Annotated in this window: 15 protein-coding genes and 1 riboswitch; of the genes, 3 read left to right on the top strand and 12 right to left on the bottom strand. The window is 46.8% G+C overall.

The features are described 5' to 3' along the window. Positions 1-7 precede the first annotated feature (7 nt). The 3 genes from EBO34_RS00370 to EBO34_RS00360 all read right to left on the bottom strand — a co-directional run bounded on the left by EBO34_RS00370 (position 8) and on the right by EBO34_RS00360 (position 3,051). Positions 8-847, bottom strand: coding sequence for a MerR family transcriptional regulator (locus EBO34_RS00370; protein ID WP_249413960.1), 840 nt, complete (start codon positions 845-847; stop codon positions 8-10). A gap of 317 nt (positions 848-1,164) precedes the next feature. Beyond that, positions 1,165-2,283 carry an NAD(P)/FAD-dependent oxidoreductase gene (locus EBO34_RS00365; protein WP_122895991.1) on the bottom strand — a complete coding sequence of 373 codons (1,119 nt, stop codon included), beginning with the start codon at positions 2,281-2,283 and terminating at the stop codon, positions 1,165-1,167. Between the two features lie 132 nt (positions 2,284-2,415). Further along, entirely contained in the window at positions 2,416-3,051 is a 636-nt protein-coding gene (locus tag EBO34_RS00360) for a YpjP family protein (protein WP_122895990.1), read from the bottom strand. Between the two features lie 173 nt (positions 3,052-3,224). Here EBO34_RS00360 and EBO34_RS00355 point away from each other — a divergent pair, with 173 nt between their 5' ends. From EBO34_RS00355 to EBO34_RS00345, 3 genes are all read left to right on the top strand, one after another. Further along, on the top strand, positions 3,225-3,677 hold the full coding sequence (locus tag EBO34_RS00355; protein ID WP_122895989.1) for a hypothetical protein: 453 nt from the start codon (positions 3,225-3,227) through the stop codon (positions 3,675-3,677). Positions 3,678-3,908: 231 nt separating this feature from the next. Then, on the top strand, positions 3,909-5,402 hold the full coding sequence (locus tag EBO34_RS00350; protein WP_183163646.1) for a UDP-N-acetylmuramoyl-L-alanyl-D-glutamate--2,6-diaminopimelate ligase: 1,494 nt from the start codon (positions 3,909-3,911) through the stop codon (positions 5,400-5,402). Positions 5,403-5,519: 117 nt separating this feature from the next. Beyond that, positions 5,520-6,710 carry a M14 family metallopeptidase gene (locus EBO34_RS00345; RefSeq protein ID WP_122895987.1) on the top strand — a complete coding sequence of 397 codons (1,191 nt, stop codon included), beginning with the start codon at positions 5,520-5,522 and terminating at the stop codon, positions 6,708-6,710. Positions 6,711-7,199: 489 nt separating this feature from the next. On the opposite strand, the gene EBO34_RS00340 is transcribed toward EBO34_RS00345, so the two are convergent. From EBO34_RS00340 to trmL, 9 genes are all read right to left on the bottom strand, one after another. Next, complete coding sequence (locus EBO34_RS00340; protein ID WP_122895986.1) at positions 7,200-8,819, bottom strand: glutathione ABC transporter substrate-binding protein; 1,620 nt, start codon at positions 8,817-8,819, stop codon at positions 7,200-7,202. Between the two features lie 437 nt (positions 8,820-9,256). After that, positions 9,257-10,567: a helix-turn-helix domain-containing protein gene (locus EBO34_RS00335; RefSeq protein WP_122895985.1), complete on the bottom strand. Its 1,311-nt coding sequence runs from the start codon at positions 10,565-10,567 to the stop codon at positions 9,257-9,259. Between the two features lie 2 nt (positions 10,568-10,569). Then, positions 10,570-11,814, bottom strand: coding sequence for a M20 family metallo-hydrolase (locus EBO34_RS00330; protein WP_122895984.1), 1,245 nt, complete (start codon positions 11,812-11,814; stop codon positions 10,570-10,572). Then, positions 11,811-13,121, bottom strand: coding sequence for an amidohydrolase (locus tag EBO34_RS00325; protein ID WP_122895983.1), 1,311 nt, complete (start codon positions 13,119-13,121; stop codon positions 11,811-11,813). Before EBO34_RS00325 ends, EBO34_RS00330 begins: the two co-directional genes overlap by 4 nt. Beyond that, positions 13,118-14,323 (bottom strand): M20 metallopeptidase family protein, encoded by a 1,206-nt coding sequence (locus EBO34_RS00320; protein WP_122895982.1) that lies wholly within the window; start codon positions 14,321-14,323, stop codon positions 13,118-13,120. Before EBO34_RS00320 ends, EBO34_RS00325 begins: the two co-directional genes overlap by 4 nt. A 762-nt stretch (positions 14,324-15,085) precedes the next feature. Beyond that, entirely contained in the window at positions 15,086-16,627 is a 1,542-nt protein-coding gene (locus EBO34_RS00315; protein ID WP_122895981.1) for an AbgT family transporter, read from the bottom strand. Between the two features lie 325 nt (positions 16,628-16,952). Continuing rightward, complete coding sequence (locus EBO34_RS00310) at positions 16,953-17,990, bottom strand: ribonucleotide-diphosphate reductase subunit beta (RefSeq protein ID WP_122895980.1); 1,038 nt, start codon at positions 17,988-17,990, stop codon at positions 16,953-16,955. Positions 17,991-18,006: 16 nt separating this feature from the next. Next, the gene (locus tag EBO34_RS00305) at positions 18,007-20,202 is read right to left on the bottom strand and encodes a ribonucleoside-diphosphate reductase subunit alpha (protein WP_122895979.1); all 2,196 of its coding nucleotides are present in this window, start codon (positions 20,200-20,202) and stop codon (positions 18,007-18,009) included. Positions 20,203-20,410: 208 nt separating this feature from the next. Continuing rightward, positions 20,411-20,608: riboswitch (cobalamin riboswitch) on the bottom strand. A gap of 247 nt (positions 20,609-20,855) precedes the next feature. Beyond that, complete coding sequence (trmL, locus tag EBO34_RS00300) at positions 20,856-21,329, bottom strand: tRNA (uridine(34)/cytosine(34)/5-carboxymethylaminomethyluridine(34)-2'-O)-methyltransferase TrmL (protein WP_122895978.1); 474 nt, start codon at positions 21,327-21,329, stop codon at positions 20,856-20,858. Positions 21,330-21,594 lie beyond the last annotated feature (265 nt).

Below are 21,594 nucleotides of genomic sequence, written 5' to 3'. Positions count from 1 at the left end.
CCTTCCTTCATTTCCCTTCCCAGTCATCGCAATAAATTCCCATGGCATCCTTCAGAAAAGCTGCCAGTCCATCTCCGTGTTTATCAATGTTTTTTGTAAAACGCTCATCACTTACATACATTTCACCAAGTCCCCGGAACATTTCTGTCGGGCAAGCGTAAAAGTGATTGTTGATTAACTGATGGTATTCACCGATAAGCTTCTGCACTTCCTGGTCTTTTGGACCTTTCCCCATATGTGAGGCGAGCTTTTTATAAAACTCGTTCCATTCGGTCTGGATTTGAGCCCAGTCCTCTTTGTTATAGGAGGCTGTTTTTTTCATGGACTCCTTATAGGCATCTGTATGGCCGTACTTTGCTTTTGTTTCATCGGCATACTTCTTTTGATGCTTTTCAATTTCTTCCGTATCAAACGGTTCAAACATTTCTTTTTTTGACATCCCCTTCTCCCCTTCCATAGCTGCCACGGTCTGATCAACGGAGGCTATGATCTTTTCCAGGCGTTTTTTTTTTTCCATGAGTACTTGTTTATGCTGTTCCAGTGCTCTTTTCCGGTCAAAACCCGGGCCTTCCAAAATGTCTTTGATCTTCTGAAGGGAAAAGCCAAGCTCTTTGAAAAACAGGATCTGCTGCAATCGTTCAAGGCTTTCATCATTGTAGTAGCGGTAGCCGTTTCTTTTTACTTCGACTGGCTTTAAAAGACCGATATGATCGTAGTGGTGAAGCGTACGCACACTTACCCCGGCTATCCCGGAAATTTCCTTGATTAAATACACGGTGATCACCTCACCACTTACTATAAACAATGACGTTACGTCACAGTCAAGAAGGAAAAAAACTTTTTTCACTTTCCTCCATACTCAATGAAGCTCTCAAAAAAAGCGCAGCACTAAAAAGTGCTGCGCTTCAGCAAAGCAGGAACAGGCCCCATAGCCGTCTTGTTAATAGATTATGTCAAATTATTCAGCTGAAAAGTCAGATGCAGCCGGAATGTTCTTCGCTTTCCGCTGGGGCACCGGTAAGCCTCTTTACTTCGTTGCAGTGTCTCACCCTGGGCCTTGCTCCCGCAGGAGTCTGCGGACATACCGGCTGCATCACCATTCTCCATATAACCTCATCTTAACTTGGTGTCTTTAGGGTCCCAGACCTCGTAAGATCTGGAATCTTATTTTTGTATAGCGGCAGAGATGTCGTAGTCAGACATGTCCAGATCGGTTTCCAAGCCCATCACAAGTCTGGCAAGCTCTGCGCCCAGATACGGACCGGATGTGAGCCCGGATGATCCGAGGCCGTTTGCTGCATACAATCCATCTGTTCCTGGTACCGGGCCGGCCACCGGAAGGAAGTCGGGAGTAAATGGACGAAATCCTACTCTGGTTTCAACGTAGCCGGCGTCAGTTAACCCCGGTGCAACTTCCAATGCACGATTCAACACTTCATGAATTCCCCCGGCAGTTGCCCGGGGATCAAACCCTGCATCATCTTCATGGGTAGCTCCTACAACGACTCTTCCGGGTCCGAATGTGAGCATGTAAAGGCGGCTGGGGGGCATAATCACCGGCCATTCGCTCGTATCGGTATCCGGCATGTCCAGGTGAATGATCTGAGCTTTTTGTGATGAAGCCATAAAAGGCACTCCCACCGGTTCAAGAACCTCTCTTGCCCAGGCACCTGCAGTCACGATCACACTGTCGGCTTCGATCTTCTCTCCATCTACTTTCACACCGGTGGCACGGCCGTTGTTATACAGGATTTCTGCATCTCCAGTAATAAATTCCGCTCCGTTCTTTTTCGCTCCGTTCGTCAGGGCATTCCGGAGGGCCCGCCCGTCCACACGGGCACCTCCGCTTACATGGATCGCTCCATAGGCGTCTGAAAGGACAGGGAATTTCTCCTGGGTTTCCTTTCGTCCGAGTCTCGTAATTTCGCCCATTTCCGGTGCGTTCGGTATTCGCTCATAGGCCCGTTTTTCAATACGGTCAATCATGTGCTCTTCGTGGTGCATAATCATGGCACCCACACGGTCATACCCGGTTTCTATTTCTCCGTCTTCTTCAAGCATTTCTACAAGTTTCGGATAATAGGCAGCTCCGCCTTTTACGAGGCGGAACCACGGTTTATTTCTGCGCTGTGTGAGCCAGGGACAGATAATGCCCGCAGCCGCATCTGTTGCCTGACCTTCGTCTTTCCGGTCTATTACTGTGACGCGGGCACCGTTCTTTGCCAGGTGATAGGCTGTTGAAGCCCCCAGGATTCCGGCCCCGATTACAATATACGTTTTCATAACAACACCTTTTCCTCATTTGTCTAAAGCACATTTTACTACACTTTCTCCTGCTGGTTCAATTCGGGCAGAATATGGGACCGTCTTGATAAAATAAAAGAAGTCCTCCGGCATGGAAGGACTCCTTTATTATTATGACATCCACTTAGGCGGGGTGTTTTTATCCCAGTACACTTCTCCAAGCTCATGGTGCTCTTCAAAGCCATCTGAACTCAGGTGATAATGAAAATTAAACCAGTATCCGTTTTTCGGCCGGTTGTCCCGCCTTACGTGAAACTTCGCCACATCTTCATTGGCCTCACTGTCGTGGATGTTAAAAATTCTTTCTCCATAACCGCCGGATGGCTCTTCTGCAACAACGAAATTCTGATAGGAGCTGTCTCCTGCCTGCTCAACAAGAGTGTTGAGTACTTCCTCTATATTCGGCAGGATTGCACTCAAAACATCGTCTTCCACCTGCCTGGCGATTTTGGGCCCAAGTTTCTTAAGGGTATGTTCTCTCGCTTCTTCGGTTATCCTCTCAATAACCTCGTCCAGGGATTCCCCGTCAGTGAGGTCATCATCTATTGTGAGATCATCTTCATTTAATTCAAGGTCATCCAGGTCCCCTTCTCCATCAGAAACAGAAGACAAATCCGGATCGCTGTCTGAATCGTCAAGTCCCTTTGCACCATCTGCATTGGTATCAAGATATGTAGGCGGGATAAACATTCCCAGCGTGATAAAGGTAATCATGACAATGGATATCTTCTTAAACCAAAGTTTCATTACAAACGCTCCCTAATACGACCTGCTTCCATTTTAACATCATGGCTTGAAAAGTCTATTAAACTATTTGACTATTCTTAATCATTTTGTAAACATTTTGTGACGGAGATGAACGTTTTAATTTTAAGGACAGGTTGATATACTAAGAATAACTTTACATTAATGGAGGCAATATGCTGACTTTTGAAGAGAAACTTACAATAATTGAATCTTTCCCTGAGCTGGAACGCAATGACGTTTCAATGGGGAGAGTGAACTTTCACTATCCCGACAGTGTTAAAGACAAGAAAAATGTCGTGTACCACCTTCACCCAAACGGTAATGGCTTTGTTTACGCCGGTGAACTCACCGGTTATGAAGTGAATGATAAAGGGATGGTGAACATCCGTAATTTTACAGAAAGAGCACTCAGATCTGTCATTGAAAAAGCCATCTCCTCCCTTTCCCCACAGCCGGAAAGTGAAGAAGAGGAAGAAGTCTGGATCAATGACAACACGCAGACCCTTACGGTTATAAAAGAAGGGGATACGTGGAACGTGTATGCTGATACGGGTCTTGATGGCACGTTTGTATCCTATAAACAGGCTGCACAGTACTTGGACGAAGAAGGGTTTACACGAATTTAACTTTGCAAGCTGGCCGGACCTTAGAATCAACTCAATATAGTAAAGCTGCGCCCAAAAGCAGGCGCGGCTTTTTTTCGTGTTTTCAATTATGTTTATACCTAAACCTTTTAGGGTAGTAAAGCGATATAGAGCACACTATTTTCCTTTTTAACCTGATAATAGAATTCCTGTAAAAACGAATACTACTATGGAAATAAGGATTGGTTGTTGCAAATAAAAGGAGTTATGTCCATGCTTATATCATTTCAACATAAACATCCTCTCATTAAGAAATACTGGGGACTTTCTGAAACCTCATTTACGTCCATTACATACGATTCAAGAAAGGTGGAGCCGGGTACTGCGTTCTTTTGCATAATAGGGACAAAAACTGATGGACACCGCTACATTAACCAAGCCTGCCGCTCAGGAGCTTCTATTATTATCGGGACTGATACCGTGCTTCTTGAAAAAGCTGTACAGCTTTTTCCCGGCACCACCTTTGTTCAGGTAACAGACGCCAAATCCTTTATGTCCTACCTGTCCATTGTTCTGTATGACCATGCGGATGAAAAAGTTAAAACCATTGCTGTGACCGGTACGAACGGAAAAACGACCGTCTCTTCCTTTGTCCGCAATCTCCTGTTGAAATCGGGAATTCCAACGGGACTTATCGGGACGAACGGTGTGTGGGATGACCGGATCAGACGTAACTTTAACCATACTACGCACACCACTCCTGAAGCGCCGGACCTTCAGTACATCTTTCACCGTTTTTATAAAGAAGGTCTTCAGGCTGTTTCCCTTGAAGTGACTTCCATTGCCATCGAGCAGAAGCGTGTCGCCGGTGTGATTTTTGATGTTGGTATTCATACAAACCTGACTCCCGAGCACCTCGATTTTCATGGGTCTTATGATGCCTATAAGCAATCGAAACTCAAGCTTTTCCGTCAGGTGAAGAAAGCCGTCGTAAATGCTGACGACGGTGAGATGGGCAGAGACATTAAAGCCATGTTTAAAGGACCGCTTCTTACTTACGGGATTTACACAAAAGGAGATGTCTTTGCTGAAAATATGGAAACCACCTCTGCCGGTACGGCTATGGACCTTACCATTCTGGGAAAACGATTCCCTGTTCTCGTCCCCATTTTCGGAGACTATAATATCTCTAATTTCCTTGCGTCTTTATGCGCGTGCCTTCACCTGAGTATTCCGATCCCGATCCTTTTGGAAGGACTGCAGACCCTGTCACTCCCGGAAGGCCGGTTTCAGATTGAGGACAAATTGAGTAATTACAAAATCATTATGGATTTTGCCCATTCCCCGGATGCCCTTGATAAAGTCATTACGGCTGCAAAACAGCTGGACCATAAAAAGCTGATAGTACTCGTTACAGGTGCCGGTGGCGGTGATCCTGCCCAATGGCCGAAAATGGGAGAAACAGTGGAAGGAAAAGCGGATCATATCGTCGTTTCAGTTGATCACCCGGATCAGCTTGACCGACGAGACATCGTATCCGGTGTACTAAACGGGTTTCAGGATCCGATTCACCCGTCCGTCAATACAGCCTTGGACAGGGAAAAAGGCGTTCATAAAGCCCTCTCGTTTGCAGATAAAGGAGATATTGTTCTTTTAACAGGTATCGGCTTTGTAGGGCATCAGTTTGTTAACGGCAGGGAAGTACCTTATTCGGAGACAGAGACGCTTCAGCGTTACTTCAACGAGAACGAATTGCTTCCAGAATAAAAACCATTTCCTGAGCGGCTCTGCTGAGAGCCGCTCTTTTGATTAAGCCCGCGGGGTCTGACTGTCAGGATTTTTTCATATTTATGATGAAGATACCTTTAAGGAGGTTAGTTGAGTATGAATATACGCGTCCGTCGCGGTGACAGCTTCTGGTTCTACAGCCAGCTGTTTTCTGTCCCTCTTTCATTAATCACTGCATCCAATCCAAATACAAACCCTGAACGTCTGCAAATTGGGCAGATTGTCCGGATACCTGGTTTTTATGTGAGCATTTATACAATTCAGCCAGGTGACTCTTTTTGGACGATCGGACAGCGCATCGGTGCTTCAACGGATATGATCCAGCTTCTTAATCCTTCACTGAACCCGCTGCAGCTTCAGATCGAACAGGAAGTATTGATCCCGGTCAGGGTCCGCTCCCCGATTGTTCAGGGGGGAAGGGAATACAACTCTGCCGCTATGGCAAACGACATAGCAATGCTTAAGGAAATTTATCCCTTTATGGCTGTAAGAACGATCGGGAATTCGGTTATGGGAAAGGACATTTATGAACTGAGCGTAGGTACAGGAGACAAACGGGTTCACCTGAACGGCTCTTTTCATGCCCATGAATGGATCACAACACCGGTACTGATGCAGACACTTAATACGTACTTACTCGGACTTGTGAACAGTGAACCGGTAAGAGGGCTTGCCCTTCTGCCGTTCTTTTCATCGGTGATGTTGTCCATCGTCCCAAATGTAAATCCAGATGGTGTGGATCTGCTTATCAACGGCTTGCCCGATGAAGAGCCTTACCGCAGTGAGGTGCTGGCAATCAATAATAACAGCACAGACTTTTCAGGTTGGAAAGCAAATATCCGAGGTGTAGATCTGAACAACCAGTACCCTGCCCAGTGGGAAGAAGAAGCAGAGACGAAGCCTCAAAGCCCTTCCCCCCGTGATTTCCCTGGATACGCACCATTAACAGAACCGGAGGCCATCGCTATGGCTGATCTTGTCTTTGAATCTGATTTTGACCGGGTTCTTGCCTATCATACGCAGGGGAAGGTTATTTTTTGGGGTTATCAGGGACTTGAACCTGAAGAGTCCGAAACGATCGTGAATGAGTTTGCGAGAGTGTCAGGATTCGAACCGATTCAATATGTAGAGAGCTACGCAGGCTTTAAAGACTGGTTTATCCAGGAGTTCAGAAGGCCCGGGTTTACAGTGGAACTCGGCCTTGGCGAAAACCCCCTTCCGATTGAGCAGTTTGACGAAATGTACGAAGATAGTTTAGGGATTTTTCTTGCGAGTTTGTATATGTAGGAAGATGGTTCCGGGGAGTACCAGTTTTTATCTAATTTCTTTTTAATGTAAAAAATGTAATTTGTTTCTTAAAAAGAAGGGTGAAACCGGAGTGCACGAAACTCCTTCGATGCAGAATCTCGTTGAGTCCCTGTAAGACACCAGCCTGAGGAGGGCTTAGAACGTTGTAACCTTTTTAAAGAAATGTTGATTGCAGCGAATGCATCACACTCTTGCGGGAGCAATGAGCGTTTGCATCACGAATCAGCTTCGAGTTGCTTCGACGCAGAAAGCTGCGAAGCTTAACTGGCAGAGGAAGAAGCAGGGGTTCTTTATATGCCGACAGCCTAACCGGCAACACCGCGGAAAATGAAGTGCACTCCGGCTTCATCTTACGTAATCTGCAGGGAAAATAGTAACTGCATATATTAATCAGAAAAATACAAAACATGCCGGACAAAGGATAGCCTTTGCCCGGCACGTTATTTCTTTTGTTATTTTATGCAGCCATTAGTTAATGGTTACATCCTGAAGCTGATAGATTCCGGAGCCGTCAGCCCAGAATCCTTGAACGTTGGACTGCATACCCATGATATGGGATGGGTGGTACAGGAACGACATTGGCTGTTCTTCGTTCAGGTACTCGACCGCTTCTTTGTAAAGAGCCAGACGCTGGTCTTCATCCTGCTCTATACGAGCTTCCTGAAGAAGGGCATCAAACTCATCGTCCTTCATGAATACGCGGTTACCCGGAGGTCCTGCGTTATCAGAATGAAAGAGCATGTGAAGCGGGTAATCTGCGTCACCGGTACCAAGTGACAGTCCAAGAATAAACATGTCATGCTCCCCGGCACCTGTAGCATCAAGGTAGGCACCCCACTCAACCGTATTGATGTCCGCCGTTACACCGATTTCTTCAAAGTTTGCCTGTGCCAGCTCGGCAATATCCTGACGCTCACGGCTGTCGTTTGTCCAGATCGTTGTTTCAAATCCGTCCTCATAGCCGGCTTTAGCGAGAAGCTCTTTCGCTCCTTCAATATCCTGCTCTTGTACAGGAATATCAGCGCTGTAGCCGAACTGCGTATCATTAATCGGCCCGTTGGCAGCTTCCCCTGTTCCTTCAAGGATACCGTCCAGCATCGCCTGCTTATCAAGTGCCATATCGAGAGCCTGGCGTACGAGTGGATCGTCAAACGGCTCTTTTTCCATGTTAAAGCCAAGGTATGTGATGCTTGCTCCGTCACGGATGTAAGGCTCTACTCCTTCGTTTCCTTCAACCCGGGCAAGGTCACTTGCCGTTACAGGGTCAACAATGTGCATATCGCCGGACTCAAGGTTCCCAAGACGTGTTAAGTCTTCCGGGATAACCTCAAGTGTGACCGTATCCACTTTCGCATTTTCACCCCAGTAGTCTTCGAAGTTTACAAGCTTCACATCGTTACCTGAATTCCACTCTTCAAATTCAAAGAAGCCAGTCCCTGCAGGGTTTTGGTTAATATAAGCTCCTGCCTGATCTCCGTCTTCCATTGCTTCATAGTCACCGTCAATGGACTCTTTACTTACGATACTGGAAGCGTAGTGAGCAAAGTGATCCGGAAGTGGAGCAAATGGGTCTTCTGTAACAAATTCTACTGTGTAGTCATCAATGACATTTACTTCATCAATAATTTCAAAGAGAATCGCTCGTGGAGAACCAATCTCCTCATCAAGGATACGTTCAACGTTCGCTTTAACAACTTCTGCATTAAAGTCAGAACCGTCGTGGAACTGAACGCCCTCTACAAGTTTAAATTCCCAGACATTTTCGTCTGTGGCTTCCCAGCTCTCTGCCAGAAGCGGTTCAAGTTCCATATCTTCGTTAAACTTCGTCAATGTTTCATAGATTGCTGTATGAACCTGTCCTGATGGAACGTCACTTGCGGTATGCGGATCAAGTGTGTTGATGTCGGAAAGAACACCAATTTTCAAGTCTCCCCCTGCTTCACCGGAGCCACCTTCTTCCGCGCTCCCGTCTGAATCTCCGCCTTCGTCCGTTGTTGCTCCTTCATCCGGTTCGCTGGCACAGCCGGTTACAACTGTGGCCAAAGCCAGTGAAAAGGCCCCCGCTTTAAGTACTTTGCTTTTAAACATCTCTTTCTCCCCCTTGTTTAATTATCTATCTTATTTTTACTCCTGAACAATGAGAGTAAATAATATGGAATATGGTGTTTATTCAGAAAATTCAGTTTATGTATTGCACCATTTTCCTCTCTCCGTCCAGCTATCCCATTCCCCTCCACCGAAAGCCGGCAGAGAAAACGTTATGTACAAAGCTACTATACCTTCACTGCAATGTAAAGGAAAAAACTATATTAATATCTTATTTTTTAGACTATTCTGCTTAAATGCGCGTCACACAGGGGATAATTGAATTTTAACAATAACTGCCACCATTCGTATTATCCAGGTAATAAAACCCATCATGATACATAAATTCAAGTAAATGGGATTCCACTGAGGATATCGGTTTAATATTATATGTGAATAATAACCCACTAAAAAAGCACCCAACTGGTGCTTTTTTCTTATTATTCAGCAAACGTAAGGGTGTATATTTTCCTTGGTCTTCCCCGCTGTCCGGGCTGCTCTTCACCGCTGATTTTTGCAAGCCCCATATCCTCAAGGGCCGTAAGAATCCGTCTTGCGTTCCGGTCTGTACTGTTCAGCCATGTAGATATGTCTTTGGCCGTAACGGTCTTCTGGCCATAGTAAACAGAGATCGATTGAATTTTTGACACGATGGCAGGGCTGATATGAGCATTTTTAAACTTTTCAAGCCATTCCTCCCCCCAGAGCCGCTGGTTATAGGAGACTTCACCCTCGTTTTCCCAAACTTTACGGACTGATTTGTCTTCATCTACAGTAAAGACAACTTGGTCGTTGCTTGATCTTGCTTCACGGAAAGCCATGCGCACATTCTGCTCTGCTTCAATAGCCGTACGTCCGTATCCTGATACGGTACGAAGCGACAGTCCTGTCTGCAGCTTCGCCTGGTGAATAAGGTCAAAAAGAGGCTGGTACGTCTGGTATTCAAGTTCTCCCAGGGTCGTGTAAATAAAGAAAACACCATCGCCGATCTGGACGTAGGACCCGTGGACTTTCTCAGCATAAAGAAGAATCAGCCGCTTCAAATCAAGGTCCCGGTGCTTTGACTTGAAGGAGTAGTATTCTTCTTCAGACTGAAGAGGGCTTTGAACACTCTCAATCCCTACTATTGCAATCTGTGATTTCCGGTACAAAGCAGAATGAATCCGTTCTCGGAGAAATTTGATCGTCAGTTGAATCGCAAGCTCTGTGGGCGTCACTCTGTAGCAGGGAACGCCCCGTTCTTTTAACGCCAGATAAACCGAGCGAATGCTCGTAAATGCAGCTTCGATTTTCTTTTCTTTATAGAGATTTTCGTGAAACGTCACGATCTCATCAGGCGGGAGGTAGCCTTCATACGGATAATTATAGACTTCAAGATCCTGAAGGGAAAACATGTTCCTGAACGAATCCATCTCCTCATCACTGATCGTATCAACGCTGATGCTGGGCAGAATGGTCCCTTTTTCATATTGTGCTTTAAGAAGCTTCCCAAGAAGGCTTGAGCCGTATAAAGGCGGATAGGTGGCTTCATGGTCTTCTACAAGATTAAGCTTGCGGGCAAAGAAGTACGGCGCCTGCCCTGAGAAAAGCCAGTAATCTACTTTGTCTTTGTTCGCTTCAATAATTCCCTTTGTCTCTTCCGTTCTTTCATAAGGAAAAGGAATAAGAACAAGGTCCTGGAACCGTCCCGCTTCCTGTTCAATTTTTTTAATCGAGTCCTCAGGTCCTACAGCACCTAATCTGATTTTCACATCTACTCACCTGCTTCTTTACGTAAATAAGCCGCAATAATTTTAACCCCTTTGGCCAGGTCTTCCACACTGGCTTCTTCAGCAGGATGATGGCTGAGACCGCCTTTACACGGAATAAAGATCATTCCGGAGGGCCATTTTGCTGCCATATTCATCACATCATGTCCTGCACCGCTCTCAAGAGTAAGTGAGGAGAACCCCAGTTCACTTCCCACTGAAACAAGCTTTTCGCAGACATGCTCGTTTAAATGGACAGACGGGTTATGGACAAGTTTTTCACCTTCAATTGTTACGTTAAAGTGCTTCTCCAGTTCCTTACACTTGTCGTAAATGTCACGTTCGAGCTGTTCTTTTAAACTGTCATCTACACTGCGAATGTCAATGCCAAGATCAAGAGAGCCTGGAATGACTGTCATCACATTCGGCTTTAGTTCTATCGTACTAGCAGTGGCTACAATTGGCAAATCCGATTCGGCTGAAAGTTTTCCTGCCCGTTCAGAGATGAAGGAAATCAGAGGGGCCGCTGCTACGAGGGCATCCTGCCTCCCCATCATCGGTGTTGTTCCTGTATGGCCTGCTTTCCCATTAAAATGGAGAAGGAGTCTGATCGGGCATGCGATTGCCGTAACCGCTCCGTAATCTGCGCCTGCCTGTTCTACTCTTAAACCTTGTTCTATATGAAGTTCGACGAAAGAAGCAATCTCATCAGGTGCCCGCTCCGCCTTTTTTACGTCACCCCAAACGAGTCCTCTTGATTCCACCGCTTCACGTATGGTCATTCCCCCGGAATCTGTCACGTTTTCCAGTGCGCGGTAATCCGCCAGCCCCGACATCGCTTTGCTTCCGATGGTGGATATCCCGAACCGGGATGATTCTTCAGCTGCAAAGCAAATCACTTCAATGGGCTGGGCCGGTGAAAATCCTTCGTCTTTTAGTTCCTTAACGGCTCCGAGTCCGCACAGTACTCCTGCGACACCGTCATAGCCCCCGCCCCGTTCAACTGTGTCAACGTGAGACCCTGTAGCTACAGTTGGTTTATGTTTATTTTCATCTGTTTCCCAGCGGGCAATCCGGTTTCCCGCCTTATCCTGACTCACAGAAAGGCCGAGTTCTTCCGCTGTTTTCGTAAAAACAGCCATGGCTTCCCATTCTTCCTCTGTAAGCCCGAGTCTGGTAAATCCGTCCGGCTGGTCCATCGTCTCTACAAGGTTCAGTTTCATTAATGTTTCTTCCAACCACTGTTTCATCGCTGCTTCCCCCTTTGATTGCATTCTAATATAAGTAAAATAAACGCTGCGGCTCCTGTTTTTAATACCCCTTCATCGTAGTCAAAGCGAGGGTGGTGGTGTCCTGCAGGAAGCGGTGTCCCAAATATCATGTATGTTGACTTTCCTCCCCGTGCCTGAATGCGGTTCATCATGTGAGTCACGTCTTCTGATGCGCCTAAAGAAAGAACCGGCAGGACTTCTGTAATCGCCGCTGTTCTTATTGAAGCCTGCTCCAGCATACGTGTAAACTCCGGATCACAGACAGCAGACGTTCCTTTCCCGACAACCTTCATTTCTGCTTCAACACCGTATAGAGAGGCCGAGCCATGAATGATTCGTTCTGCTTCCTGGAACACGTAGTCGTTCAGTTCGTTCGTTTCCCCTCTTGTTTCTCCTGTTAGGGTTGCCTGATCGGGAACAATATTACGCCCCGTGCCGGCGTGAAGGGTACCTATGTTGAGCCGGGTCGCCCCTTGTGAGTGAGGAGCGATGGCATGAAGATGCTGGGCACACGCTGCCGCTGCAAGAAGGGCGTTTTTCCCTTGTTCCGGACGTTTCCCTGCATGGGCTGCTGTTCCCTTAAAATGAACGTCAAACTTCGTAGTGGCTAAAAACTGCTCCGTTGTTGCAGCTACCTGACCGACAGTCAGGTCTTCAATACCGATATGTCCTCCCAGAAAAACGTCAACATCGTCAAGCCACCCTTTTTCCACCATGGCTTTTGCGCCGCGGCTCCCTTCTTCAGCAGGCTGAAAAAGAAGCGTGTACGTTCCTGTAAGCTCGTCCCTGTTTTTTGCCAGCCAGGTTGCAACTCCAAGGCCGATGGCAGTGTGGCCGTCATGGGCACACGCATGCATCGAGCCAGGCAAAGAAGAGGCAAACTCTTTTTCCGCCGGTACGTGGTCATAGGTGTCTGACTCCTCAATCGGAAGCGCGTCAATATCAAACCGGCAGGCAATATGAGGTCCGGGCTTCCCCGTTTTTAAAACAGCCACCACTCCTGTATGCCCGCCAGCCACCTTGTTTAGAAACTCTTCAGGTACACCTGCTTCTGATGCTCTTTTTTCAGAGGCGTAAAGTTCCTGGTCTGAGGGAACGCCCATCCGTGCCGACGTCTCAACTACGTCAGTGCCTGTATAAACCGTAAGCCCCAGGGCCTGAAGCTGTTCGTAAATGCGGTACGTAGTCACGTATTCGGTCCAGCCGGTTTCCGGAAACGCGTGAAAGGTCCTTCGCCAGTGTATAAGCTTCGGATTCAGCTCTTCTAAACAGGCATCGATATTCATTGGCCGTTCTCCTTGTTCAGTCGTTCAAGTGCGTCAAATGCAAGCTGGGTCATGAGCTCCGTACCGATGGCGAGAGACTCTTCGTTAATGTCAAACTCAGCATCATGAAGAGGCTTTTGCGCCGGCCGGTCCGGTATGGCAGTACCAAGCCAGTAGTAGAGTCCGGGGTATTCCTGAAGGAAGCGGCCGAAGTCCTCTCCTCCAAGGCTTGGGTTCAACTGTGGTGTTGCCTCTTTGCCCAGAATGGCCTGGGCGGTTTCTCTAACTGGTGCCTCCCACTCGGGAGAGTTCACCGTTGCCGGATATCCGTCCACGTAATCCACATCGATAACAACTTCATTGGCATCTGCAAGTCCGTTTACCGCTTTCTTTATCCGGTCTTTTACTCTGTTCTTTACCTCGTCGGAATTTGTGCGTACCGTTCCTTCAAGAGTCACTGTGCTCGGGATCACGTTATAGCGGTCGCCGCCGTGAATCTCCCCAAACGTAATAACGGCAGACTCCATGGGATCCACATTTCTGCTTACGACCGTTTGAAGATGGTTAATGACCTGTGCGGCAATGACGATCGCATCTTTTCCCTGGTGAGGCATACTCGCATGCCCTCCTGCCCCGTGAATCGTCATGGACAGGCGGTCGGAATTCCCCATGATAGGGCCGCCCATCACCCCGACTTGTCCGACCGGAAGATCCGGCCACATATGCTGGGCAAAAATGGCGTCAGGTTTGTGTGTATCAAAGACACCGTCTTTCATCATTTCCTGCGCTCCTCCAACAGGAGCCAGTTCTTCAGCAGGCTGAAAAACGAGAAGCACTTTTCCCGGAAGTTCGGCTTTATTTCTGTTCAGGAGAGCACCGGCTCCCATCAGCATCGCTGTATGGGCATCGTGTCCGCAGGCATGCATTTTCCCCTTCGTTTCAGAATCATAGGGGACGTTGTTTTTTTCTGTGATCGGAAGGGCGTCAATATCAGCCCGGAGAGCGACTGTTTTCCCCGGCTTTTCTCCTTCAATGATGGCAAGAACCCCGTGAGTGGCAAAACCGGTTTCATAAGGAATGCCTTCTTCTTTCAAAAAGGCCTGGATGGTTTTTGACGTTTCTTCTTCTTCCTGGCTCAGTTCAGGGTTTTTATGAAAATGCCTCCGGTAATGGACGACCATTTCTTCTATTTGTATGCCTTGTCCTTTGACTGAAAATCCCATTGATAACGACTCCTTAAGTTGGTTTTATATGTGAATGTATGAAACTCATTGTTTAAATTACATTCTTTTAAAGGTTTGTGTAATGGAGCCTCCATTTCCTTCGCTTTCCGCGGAGGTGCCGGCTAGCCTCCTCGCTTCGCTTGCGGGGTCCCGCCCTGGCCCCCACTACCGCAGAAGTCTCTGACATTCCGGCTCCATTGAGTTCTTTGAGAGTGGTGTTTATACAATTGTCTGCGTCCGCTTTAGATTCAAATCAGCAACTTTCACCAGGTGAAGTTGCAGTATACGGAAATCTTCCAAAAATCACGCTACACCAAAAAAGATTCAAGGAGGGAGTGTGACCCTTCATCCAAATTCAGCTGAGTTGAAAAGAAAGAAGAACAGGATAACCTAGCGCAAAAAAAATGGAGCGAAAGGCGGCGACTCCTGCGACGAGCGTTTACTTCAGGAATAAGCTTCGAGTTGCTTCGACACATACACCTCAAAGCATTCGCTGATAGAGAAAGAAGCAGGAAAAACTTCGACTGAAGACCCCGCAGGGCGTTCTCAAGGCACTGGAAAAAGTTAAAGACCGAACTTTTTAAGTGCCGTTGCGTTCTCCCCGAGGAGGCTGAAATGATGCCCGCGGAAAGCGTCCGCCTGTAGCGGAATTCACCATTGTAAGAGCAACAATCTTTATGAAAAAAGTCTTTTTAACTCCGCTCAGTAAAAAAGGAAAAGAGAAGTTGCTGCACAACAACTCCTTTCCCTTTCTGACTATATTTAGTTCATTCCTACACCGGGTCCGATCGGAATCCCGAGCAGTGTCCAGGCAATAAAGATCGCAATCCAGATTCCGAGGAAGATAAGAGAGTATGGAAGCATGATCGTAATGAGCGTTCCAAACCCTGCGTTTTTATCATAGCGCTTCATGAATGCAAGAACCATGACCACGTACGGATTAAGCGGTGTAATGATATTCGTAGATGAATCTGCAATCCGGTAGGCAAGCTGAACGAATGCCGGGTTGTAATCCAGAAGCATAAACATCGGGATAAAGATCGGTGCCATGAGTACCCACTGAGCGGAACCACTGAAGATAAACAGGTTGAGCACCGCAGCCAGAATAATAAAGCCCACAATAACCGGCAGTCCGGTAAAGTTCAGATTCGTCAGTGTTTCTGCACCAGAGACGGCAATGAAAGCACCGAGGTTTGTCCATTCAAAGTAGGCAATAAACTGGGAAGCCGCAAAAATCAGGACAATATAACCGGACATGTCCTTCATGGAATCAGCCATGAATTCCGGGATGTCTTTTGTGGATTTGATTATTTTTACAGTAAGGCCGTATGCAATGGCAACAACGATAAAGAAAAAGAGAATGATCGGTACGATATGGGTCAGAAACGGTGAAGGTACAATCGTGCCGCCTTCCCCTCTGAGAATTGCATCACCGGGAACGATTAGCAATGAAACTAAAATAGTATAAATAAGACCGGCAATCCCTGCATTTCTGAGACCTCTGTTTTTTTCAGGTGTGATCTCTTCAATCTTCTGCCCTACAACATCATCTTCACCGAGTGACGGGTCGTATTTTCCAAGTCGAGGCTCGATGATTTTTTCTGTAATCCATGCACCTACAAACATCAGCATAAGGACTGAGAAAAGCATGAAATACCAGTTATCTACAGGGGTAATGAGTGCTTCAGCGTTAATTGTCCGTGCCGCTTCTGTTGAAATACCCGCAAGAAGGGCGTCGGTACCTGTGATGATGACGTTCGCTGTAAAACCGGCACCAACCCCGGCGAAACCGGCAGCAATACCTGCCAGCGGATGACGGCCGATCGCGTAAAAGACCATTGCCGCAAGTGGCGGTACGATAACGAATGCCGCATCAGAGGCAAGGTTCCCCATGATACCAGTTGCAATAATGGCATACGTAATCAGGCTTTTCGGTGCGTTTAATATTGTCTTTTTCATAAATGTCTCGATCAGTCCGACCTTTTGGGCAAGACCGATACCAAACATCATCACAAGAACAAGGCCGAGTGGCGCAAACCCGGTAAAGTTATCTAGCATCGAGGAGAGAATGTACTCAATTCCATCTGCTGAAAGCATACTTTGTATTTGTTCTGTCTCCCCGGTCCCCGGATGTTCAAACGAAATGTTAAATAAACTGATGAACCAGGACAGCCCGATTACACCCAAAGCAAGATAAACAAACAACATAAACGGATGAGGCAGTTTGTTTCCGACGCGCTCTACACCGTCAAGAAACTTTGAGAAAATCCCTTTCTTTTCCCCGCCTCCATTTGAGTCAGTCATATACGTTCACTCCTCTTTTTCAAATTACGGAAATTGTCTTTAATAAGACCGTTAATAAAAAAATATCATAGGTTTGTTTTAATGTAAACGTTTATTTTAATAACGTTCATCATTTTCTGAATACTTAAACAGGTGAAATACTGATGCAGCAATGGGGCAGAGGTGTTAAAAAACTTCTGAATTTTAATGACATTTTTAAAATCAAGTGTTGATTTACACTCATTGCGCTCCAATCAACACCTTTATACCCACAATGACCTTTAGCACAACTAATTAAAAACATCAGAAAAAGGGCTGTCTCATTTTTTGAGACAGCCCTTCGTTCCTATAAATCATCAAAGCCGTTATCGGCTCCCACTTTTGTGTATTGTCTGGATTTTTGTTCAAAAAAGTCCGTTTTTCCGCCGTTAACATCTTCATAGACTTTGATCCAGCGCATCGGGTTTTTCCTGTGGCCATCAAACGGACGTTCGATCCCCAATTCATTTACTCTTTTATTTGCCATAAATTTAATATAGTCTTCCAGGTCGGTCAGATTAATCCCTTCTATCGGCTCCTTGAAAAGGTACCTGGCCCAGTTAATTTCAAGCTCGGCGGCTTTTACAAAGGTTTCCCGGACAAATTGATGATTGGCTGCCGTGTTCAGTTCCGGGTTTTCCCGAAGCATCTCCTTAAAGATGTTCGTAAACAGGTGCACATGGAGCTGTTCGTCGCGGTTAATATAATTGATCATCGTTGATGTGGAGACCATTTTCTGATTTCTTGCCAGATTGTAAAAGAAACTGAATCCAGAGTAAAAGTTGAGCCCTTCCAGAATGACGTCGTACACAATCGACTCCATGAATGTCTGAGATGTCGGGTTCTTGGTAAAAGCTTCGTATCCTTTTGCGATAAAGTCATTTCTCTCCCGTAAAACGGGATCACTTTTCCAGTATTCAAAGATTTCGTCCTGTTTGTTTTTATCGGTCACGCTCGATAATACGTAGGAATAACTCTGGTTGTGAACAACTTCCTGAAAGGAAAGCACGGTCATCAGGGCACTCAACGACGAGTCAGTCAGATACCTGGCTACGTGCATGGAGTAGTCGGTCTGGATGCTGTCAAGAAACGCCAGCAGACCGATGATTTTGTTAAAGGCTTCCTTCTCCGTACTGCTGAGGGATTCATATTGTTTCACATCGTTGGACATGTTGATTTCAAAAGGTGTCCAGAAGTTTGCAAGCATGTTTTTATACAGGGGATAAGCCCAGCTGAACCGGGTGTCATCCCAGTTCAGCACGTTTGAACTCTGTCCGTTAATGATCCCGGTTGAAGCGTTCGGTGCAGAAACATCATAAAGTTTCCGTTCTTGTAATCTCGTCATCTTAATCTCTCTCCTTTTAGCTGGCGCAGCTGTCGCATTCTTCGATTTCACTTGATGTAGACCTTACGTAATAGGTGGTCTTAAGCCCCTCTTTCCAGGCATGAAGATGGAGAGCCAGAAGGTCCTTTGCTTTGATCGTGTTTTTCACGTACAGGTTAAAGGAAATCCCCTGGTCAATATAGCGCTGACGTGCGGCGTTCTGCCGGATGCTCCAATGCTGATCGATCTCGTGTGCCGCTTTATAAAACCACGTCGTTTCACTGGACAAATCCGGTGCCGTAACGGGAATACGGTAGTTTTTCTTTTCCTCGGCGTATTCTTTCCGGTAGATCGGGTCGATCGAAGCGGTTGTCCCTGCAAGAATTGCCGTTGAAGAGTTGGGGGCAACTGCCATTAAATAGCCGTTTCTCAGACCCGACTGTTTGACCATGTTAATTGTGCTTTCCCAGTGCAGGTCAAGGCCTCGTTTTGTAAAGTACAGCCCCTTCTCCCAATCAGAGCCTTTGTAAGCCGGGTAGCTCCCTTTTTCTTTGGCCAGATTTGCACTTGCCTGTATGGTAAGGCGGGCGATGGTTTCGTAGAGTTCATCTGCAAAGGCAACGGCCTCCTCACTTTCCCAGCGAATCCCCGTCAAGGCGAGGAGATGATGCCACCCGTAGGTGCCGAGACCGATTCCCCGGTACTTCTCGTTTGTAAGCTTTGCCTGGGGCACTTCCAGCCTGTTCACATCAATGACGTTATCGAGCATGCGAACCTGAATCGGGATGAGGCGCTTCAGAACATCGTCAGGGATTGCTTTGGCAAGATTAATCGAGCTTAAATTGCAGACCACATAGTCACCGGCAGTTTTTGTAATAAGGATTGTGCCGTCTTTCGTTTTTTCTTCCGTAACGGTGGTTTCACTCATGTTCTGCATGATTTCGGTACAAAGGTTCGAGCCGTAAATCATTCCTCTGTGGCTGTTCGGGTTCATCCGGTTCGCTTCATCCCGGTAAAACATGTAAGGCGTTCCCGTTTCCAGCTGGGAGATCATGATCCGCTTCATAATATCGATGGCTGGTACTTCCTCACGGGAAAGCTTTGGATTATTTACACAGACCTCGTACTTCTCCCTGAAGCTTCCCGCGCCTTTTTCCTCGTCGTAGCAGTCTTCCAGTGAAAAGCCCATCGTCTGTCTGACTTCATGTGGATCGAACAAGCACCAGGCTTCTCTTGCTTCGACTTTTTCCATAAACAGATCAGGCAGGCTGACTCCCGTAAAAAGGTCGTGAGTCCGTTTTCGCTCGTCACCGTTGTTCAGCTTTGCATCGAGAAAAGAAAAGATATCTTTATGCCATACGTCCAGGTAAACAGCGATGGCTCCCTGCCTCTGGCCGAGCTGATCGACGCTTACCGCAGTGTTGTTAAGCTGTTTCATCCACGGAAGAACACCGGATGAATTTCCTTTGAATCCTTTGATCGATGATCCTTTTGAACGGACCTTTCCAAGATAAATACCGATTCCTCCTCCGTTTTTGCTTAGAGTTGCCGCGTCGGTTGTGGAGTCAAAAATGCCTCGCAGGCTGTCACCCATCGTGTCAATAAAACAGCTGGACAGCTGGCCGTGGGTTTTCCCCGCATTAGCGAGGGTTGGCGTTGCTACAGTCATATACAGATTAGCCATGGCCCAATAGGCTTCTTTTACAAGGGTCAGGCGGACATTCTTTGGCTCATGCTGCATAAGAACCATGGCGATGATCATAAAACGTTCTTGGGGCAGTTCTACCGTTTTATTGTCCTGGCTTTTAGCCAGATAGCGGTCGATGAACGTATGTAACCCCAGGAAGGTAAATTGTTTATCGAGGTCCGGGTCCAGTGTTTTCGCCAGCTCACGCTGTTCTTCCTCGCTGTAGCCTGCTTCGAGTTCATGGGAGTAAATGTTCTCGTTCGTAAGATATCTGAGCGTTTCCGGAAAACGTTCATAGGCCTCTCGAACCTCGCAAAAACGTTCTGCTGCAATGGTTTCATAGAGTTCTTTAAGGCGGTATCTTGCTGCCACATAGGTCCAGTCGGGCTCCTCGGTATGCATCCGGTCCAGTGCCTGCTGCTGCATGTCCTTCAACGTTACTGTTGTGTTTCCTGTTTCTTGCGGCCAGTTTGTCCACGTAAGGTTTGGAAACTCAGCGATAAGCTGTTCAGTCAGTTCGGAATGGTAGGTGATTGTTTTGGTCATTGATGGAACCCCTCTCTTTTTGGCAAAATAAAAAACTCTTTCCGCGAAGGGAAAGAGCTCGTTTTGATGGAAGACGGCAGGTAACGGTTGAGGCTGAGGTGAATAACGGTGTCATCTCCATTTGAAAAATGAATTTCCTTTTTCAAAAAATGAGTTTACCTGAACCTCTATTGACCTGCCGCTCCATACACTCAATCCCCGAAGGTATGAAACTGTCGAAATTCAGGCAGGTCTCCTGACTCATGCGTCGTCCTACTTTGAGCCTTCCCATACCTCTCGCGCTCAATCGAGCGGCTGCTGGTACAGTGGATCTCATTTCGTCGGCATTCACAGTTGCGGGGACAGTTCCGGTTTCGGACCGGATTCCCTATTAAGTCTGCATGACACCTGAATTTCAGCATTAATACTATATATTGTGTTTTAGTGATGATCGTTGTTGCTTATTTAGTATTTTAGTAGACGGTGATCATGTTTGCAAGGAATATTTTTATAGGGAGGGATATTTGAGTCTTTTGTGCCAAAAAAGAGGACAGCCTTTCCGGAACGGCCCGTTGTGCGGAAAGGCTTGGTTTACTGGCTTGTGGTGTGGGAGGGTTTTGATTGTAGAACGAGCACTTTATCCTGAAGACCCGCTCCTGCCTTTTGAGTGACTCTTACGTCAACTCCCCAAACGACTGCTGTCGGAGCGCTTCATAGACGAGGATGGCTGCTGTGTTGGACAGGTTAAGGGACCTTACTTTGTCCGTCTGCGGTATACGGAAACAGCGGTCAGCATACTTCTCTGTAATGCTTTCAGGCAGGCCGGTTGTCTCGCGGCCGAAAACAAAGAAATAGTCTTTGTCTGTTTCACTGTAGTCAAATTCGTGATAATACTTCTTCCCGATCGTTTCAATAAAGAAGAATTCCCCGTCTTCATAGGAGTCGATCAGCTCTTCCAATGAATCATAATAATGAATCTTAACGCTTGGCCAGTAGTCACACCCGGCGCGTTTCAGCATCCGGTCGTCTGTTGAAAATCCGAGCGGTCTGATCAGGTGGAGCGATGTATTCGTACCTGCACACGTTCGGGCAATATTCCCCGTGTTTGCAGGGATTTCCGGTTGATACAAAACAACATGAATTCCCATAACTGATTCTTCACCTCAAAAAAATCTCTGCTTTCCACCGAGTATTATACCACGAAAAAGTTCAGGGGTCTGTCCCCCTAGCCAGCAAGTTAAGGAATAGCGCCTAATCACAAAACTGAAAAGGCAGGATGCATCCGGAATGTCCTTCATTTTCCGCGGAGGTGCCGGCGAGCCTCCTCACTTCGTTGCAGGGTCTCTCCTGGCCCCCACTTCCGCAGGAGTCTTCGGACATTCCGGATGGAACGAATCTTATTCGCAAAATAAG

This window comes from Alteribacter keqinensis, from assembly GCF_003710255.1.
GTDB lineage: Bacteria > Bacillota > Bacilli > Bacillales > Salisediminibacteriaceae > Alteribacter > Alteribacter keqinensis.
This window is presented reverse-complemented; position numbering and strand designations above follow the sequence as displayed.

Bases quoted from the DNA above. Each gene is read 5' to 3' on its own strand.
- EBO34_RS00365 (WP_122895991.1), bottom strand. From the start codon at position 2,283: ATGAAAACGTATATTGTAATCGGGGCCGGAATCCTGGGGGCTTCAACA.
- EBO34_RS00360 (WP_122895990.1), bottom strand. From the start codon at position 3,051: ATGAAACTTTGGTTTAAGAAGATATCCATTGTCATGATTACCTTTATC.
- EBO34_RS00355 (WP_122895989.1), top strand. From the start codon at position 3,225: ATGCTGACTTTTGAAGAGAAACTTACAATAATTGAATCTTTCCCTGAG.
- EBO34_RS00350 (WP_183163646.1), top strand. From the start codon at position 3,909: ATGCTTATATCATTTCAACATAAACATCCTCTCATTAAGAAATACTGG.
- EBO34_RS00345 (WP_122895987.1), top strand. From the start codon at position 5,520: ATGAATATACGCGTCCGTCGCGGTGACAGCTTCTGGTTCTACAGCCAG.
- EBO34_RS00340 (WP_122895986.1), bottom strand. From the start codon at position 8,819: ATGTTTAAAAGCAAAGTACTTAAAGCGGGGGCCTTTTCACTGGCTTTG.
- EBO34_RS00330 (WP_122895984.1), bottom strand. From the start codon at position 11,814: ATGAAACAGTGGTTGGAAGAAACATTAATGAAACTGAACCTTGTAGAG.
- EBO34_RS00325 (WP_122895983.1), bottom strand. From the start codon at position 13,121: ATGAATATCGATGCCTGTTTAGAAGAGCTGAATCCGAAGCTTATACAC.
- EBO34_RS00320 (WP_122895982.1), bottom strand. From the start codon at position 14,323: ATGGGATTTTCAGTCAAAGGACAAGGCATACAAATAGAAGAAATGGTC.
- EBO34_RS00315 (WP_122895981.1), bottom strand. From the start codon at position 16,627: ATGACTGACTCAAATGGAGGCGGGGAAAAGAAAGGGATTTTCTCAAAG.
- EBO34_RS00310 (WP_122895980.1), bottom strand. From the start codon at position 17,990: ATGACGAGATTACAAGAACGGAAACTTTATGATGTTTCTGCACCGAAC.
- EBO34_RS00305 (WP_122895979.1), bottom strand. From the start codon at position 20,202: ATGACCAAAACAATCACCTACCATTCCGAACTGACTGAACAGCTTATC.
- trmL (WP_122895978.1), bottom strand. From the start codon at position 21,329: ATGGGAATTCATGTTGTTTTGTATCAACCGGAAATCCCTGCAAACACG.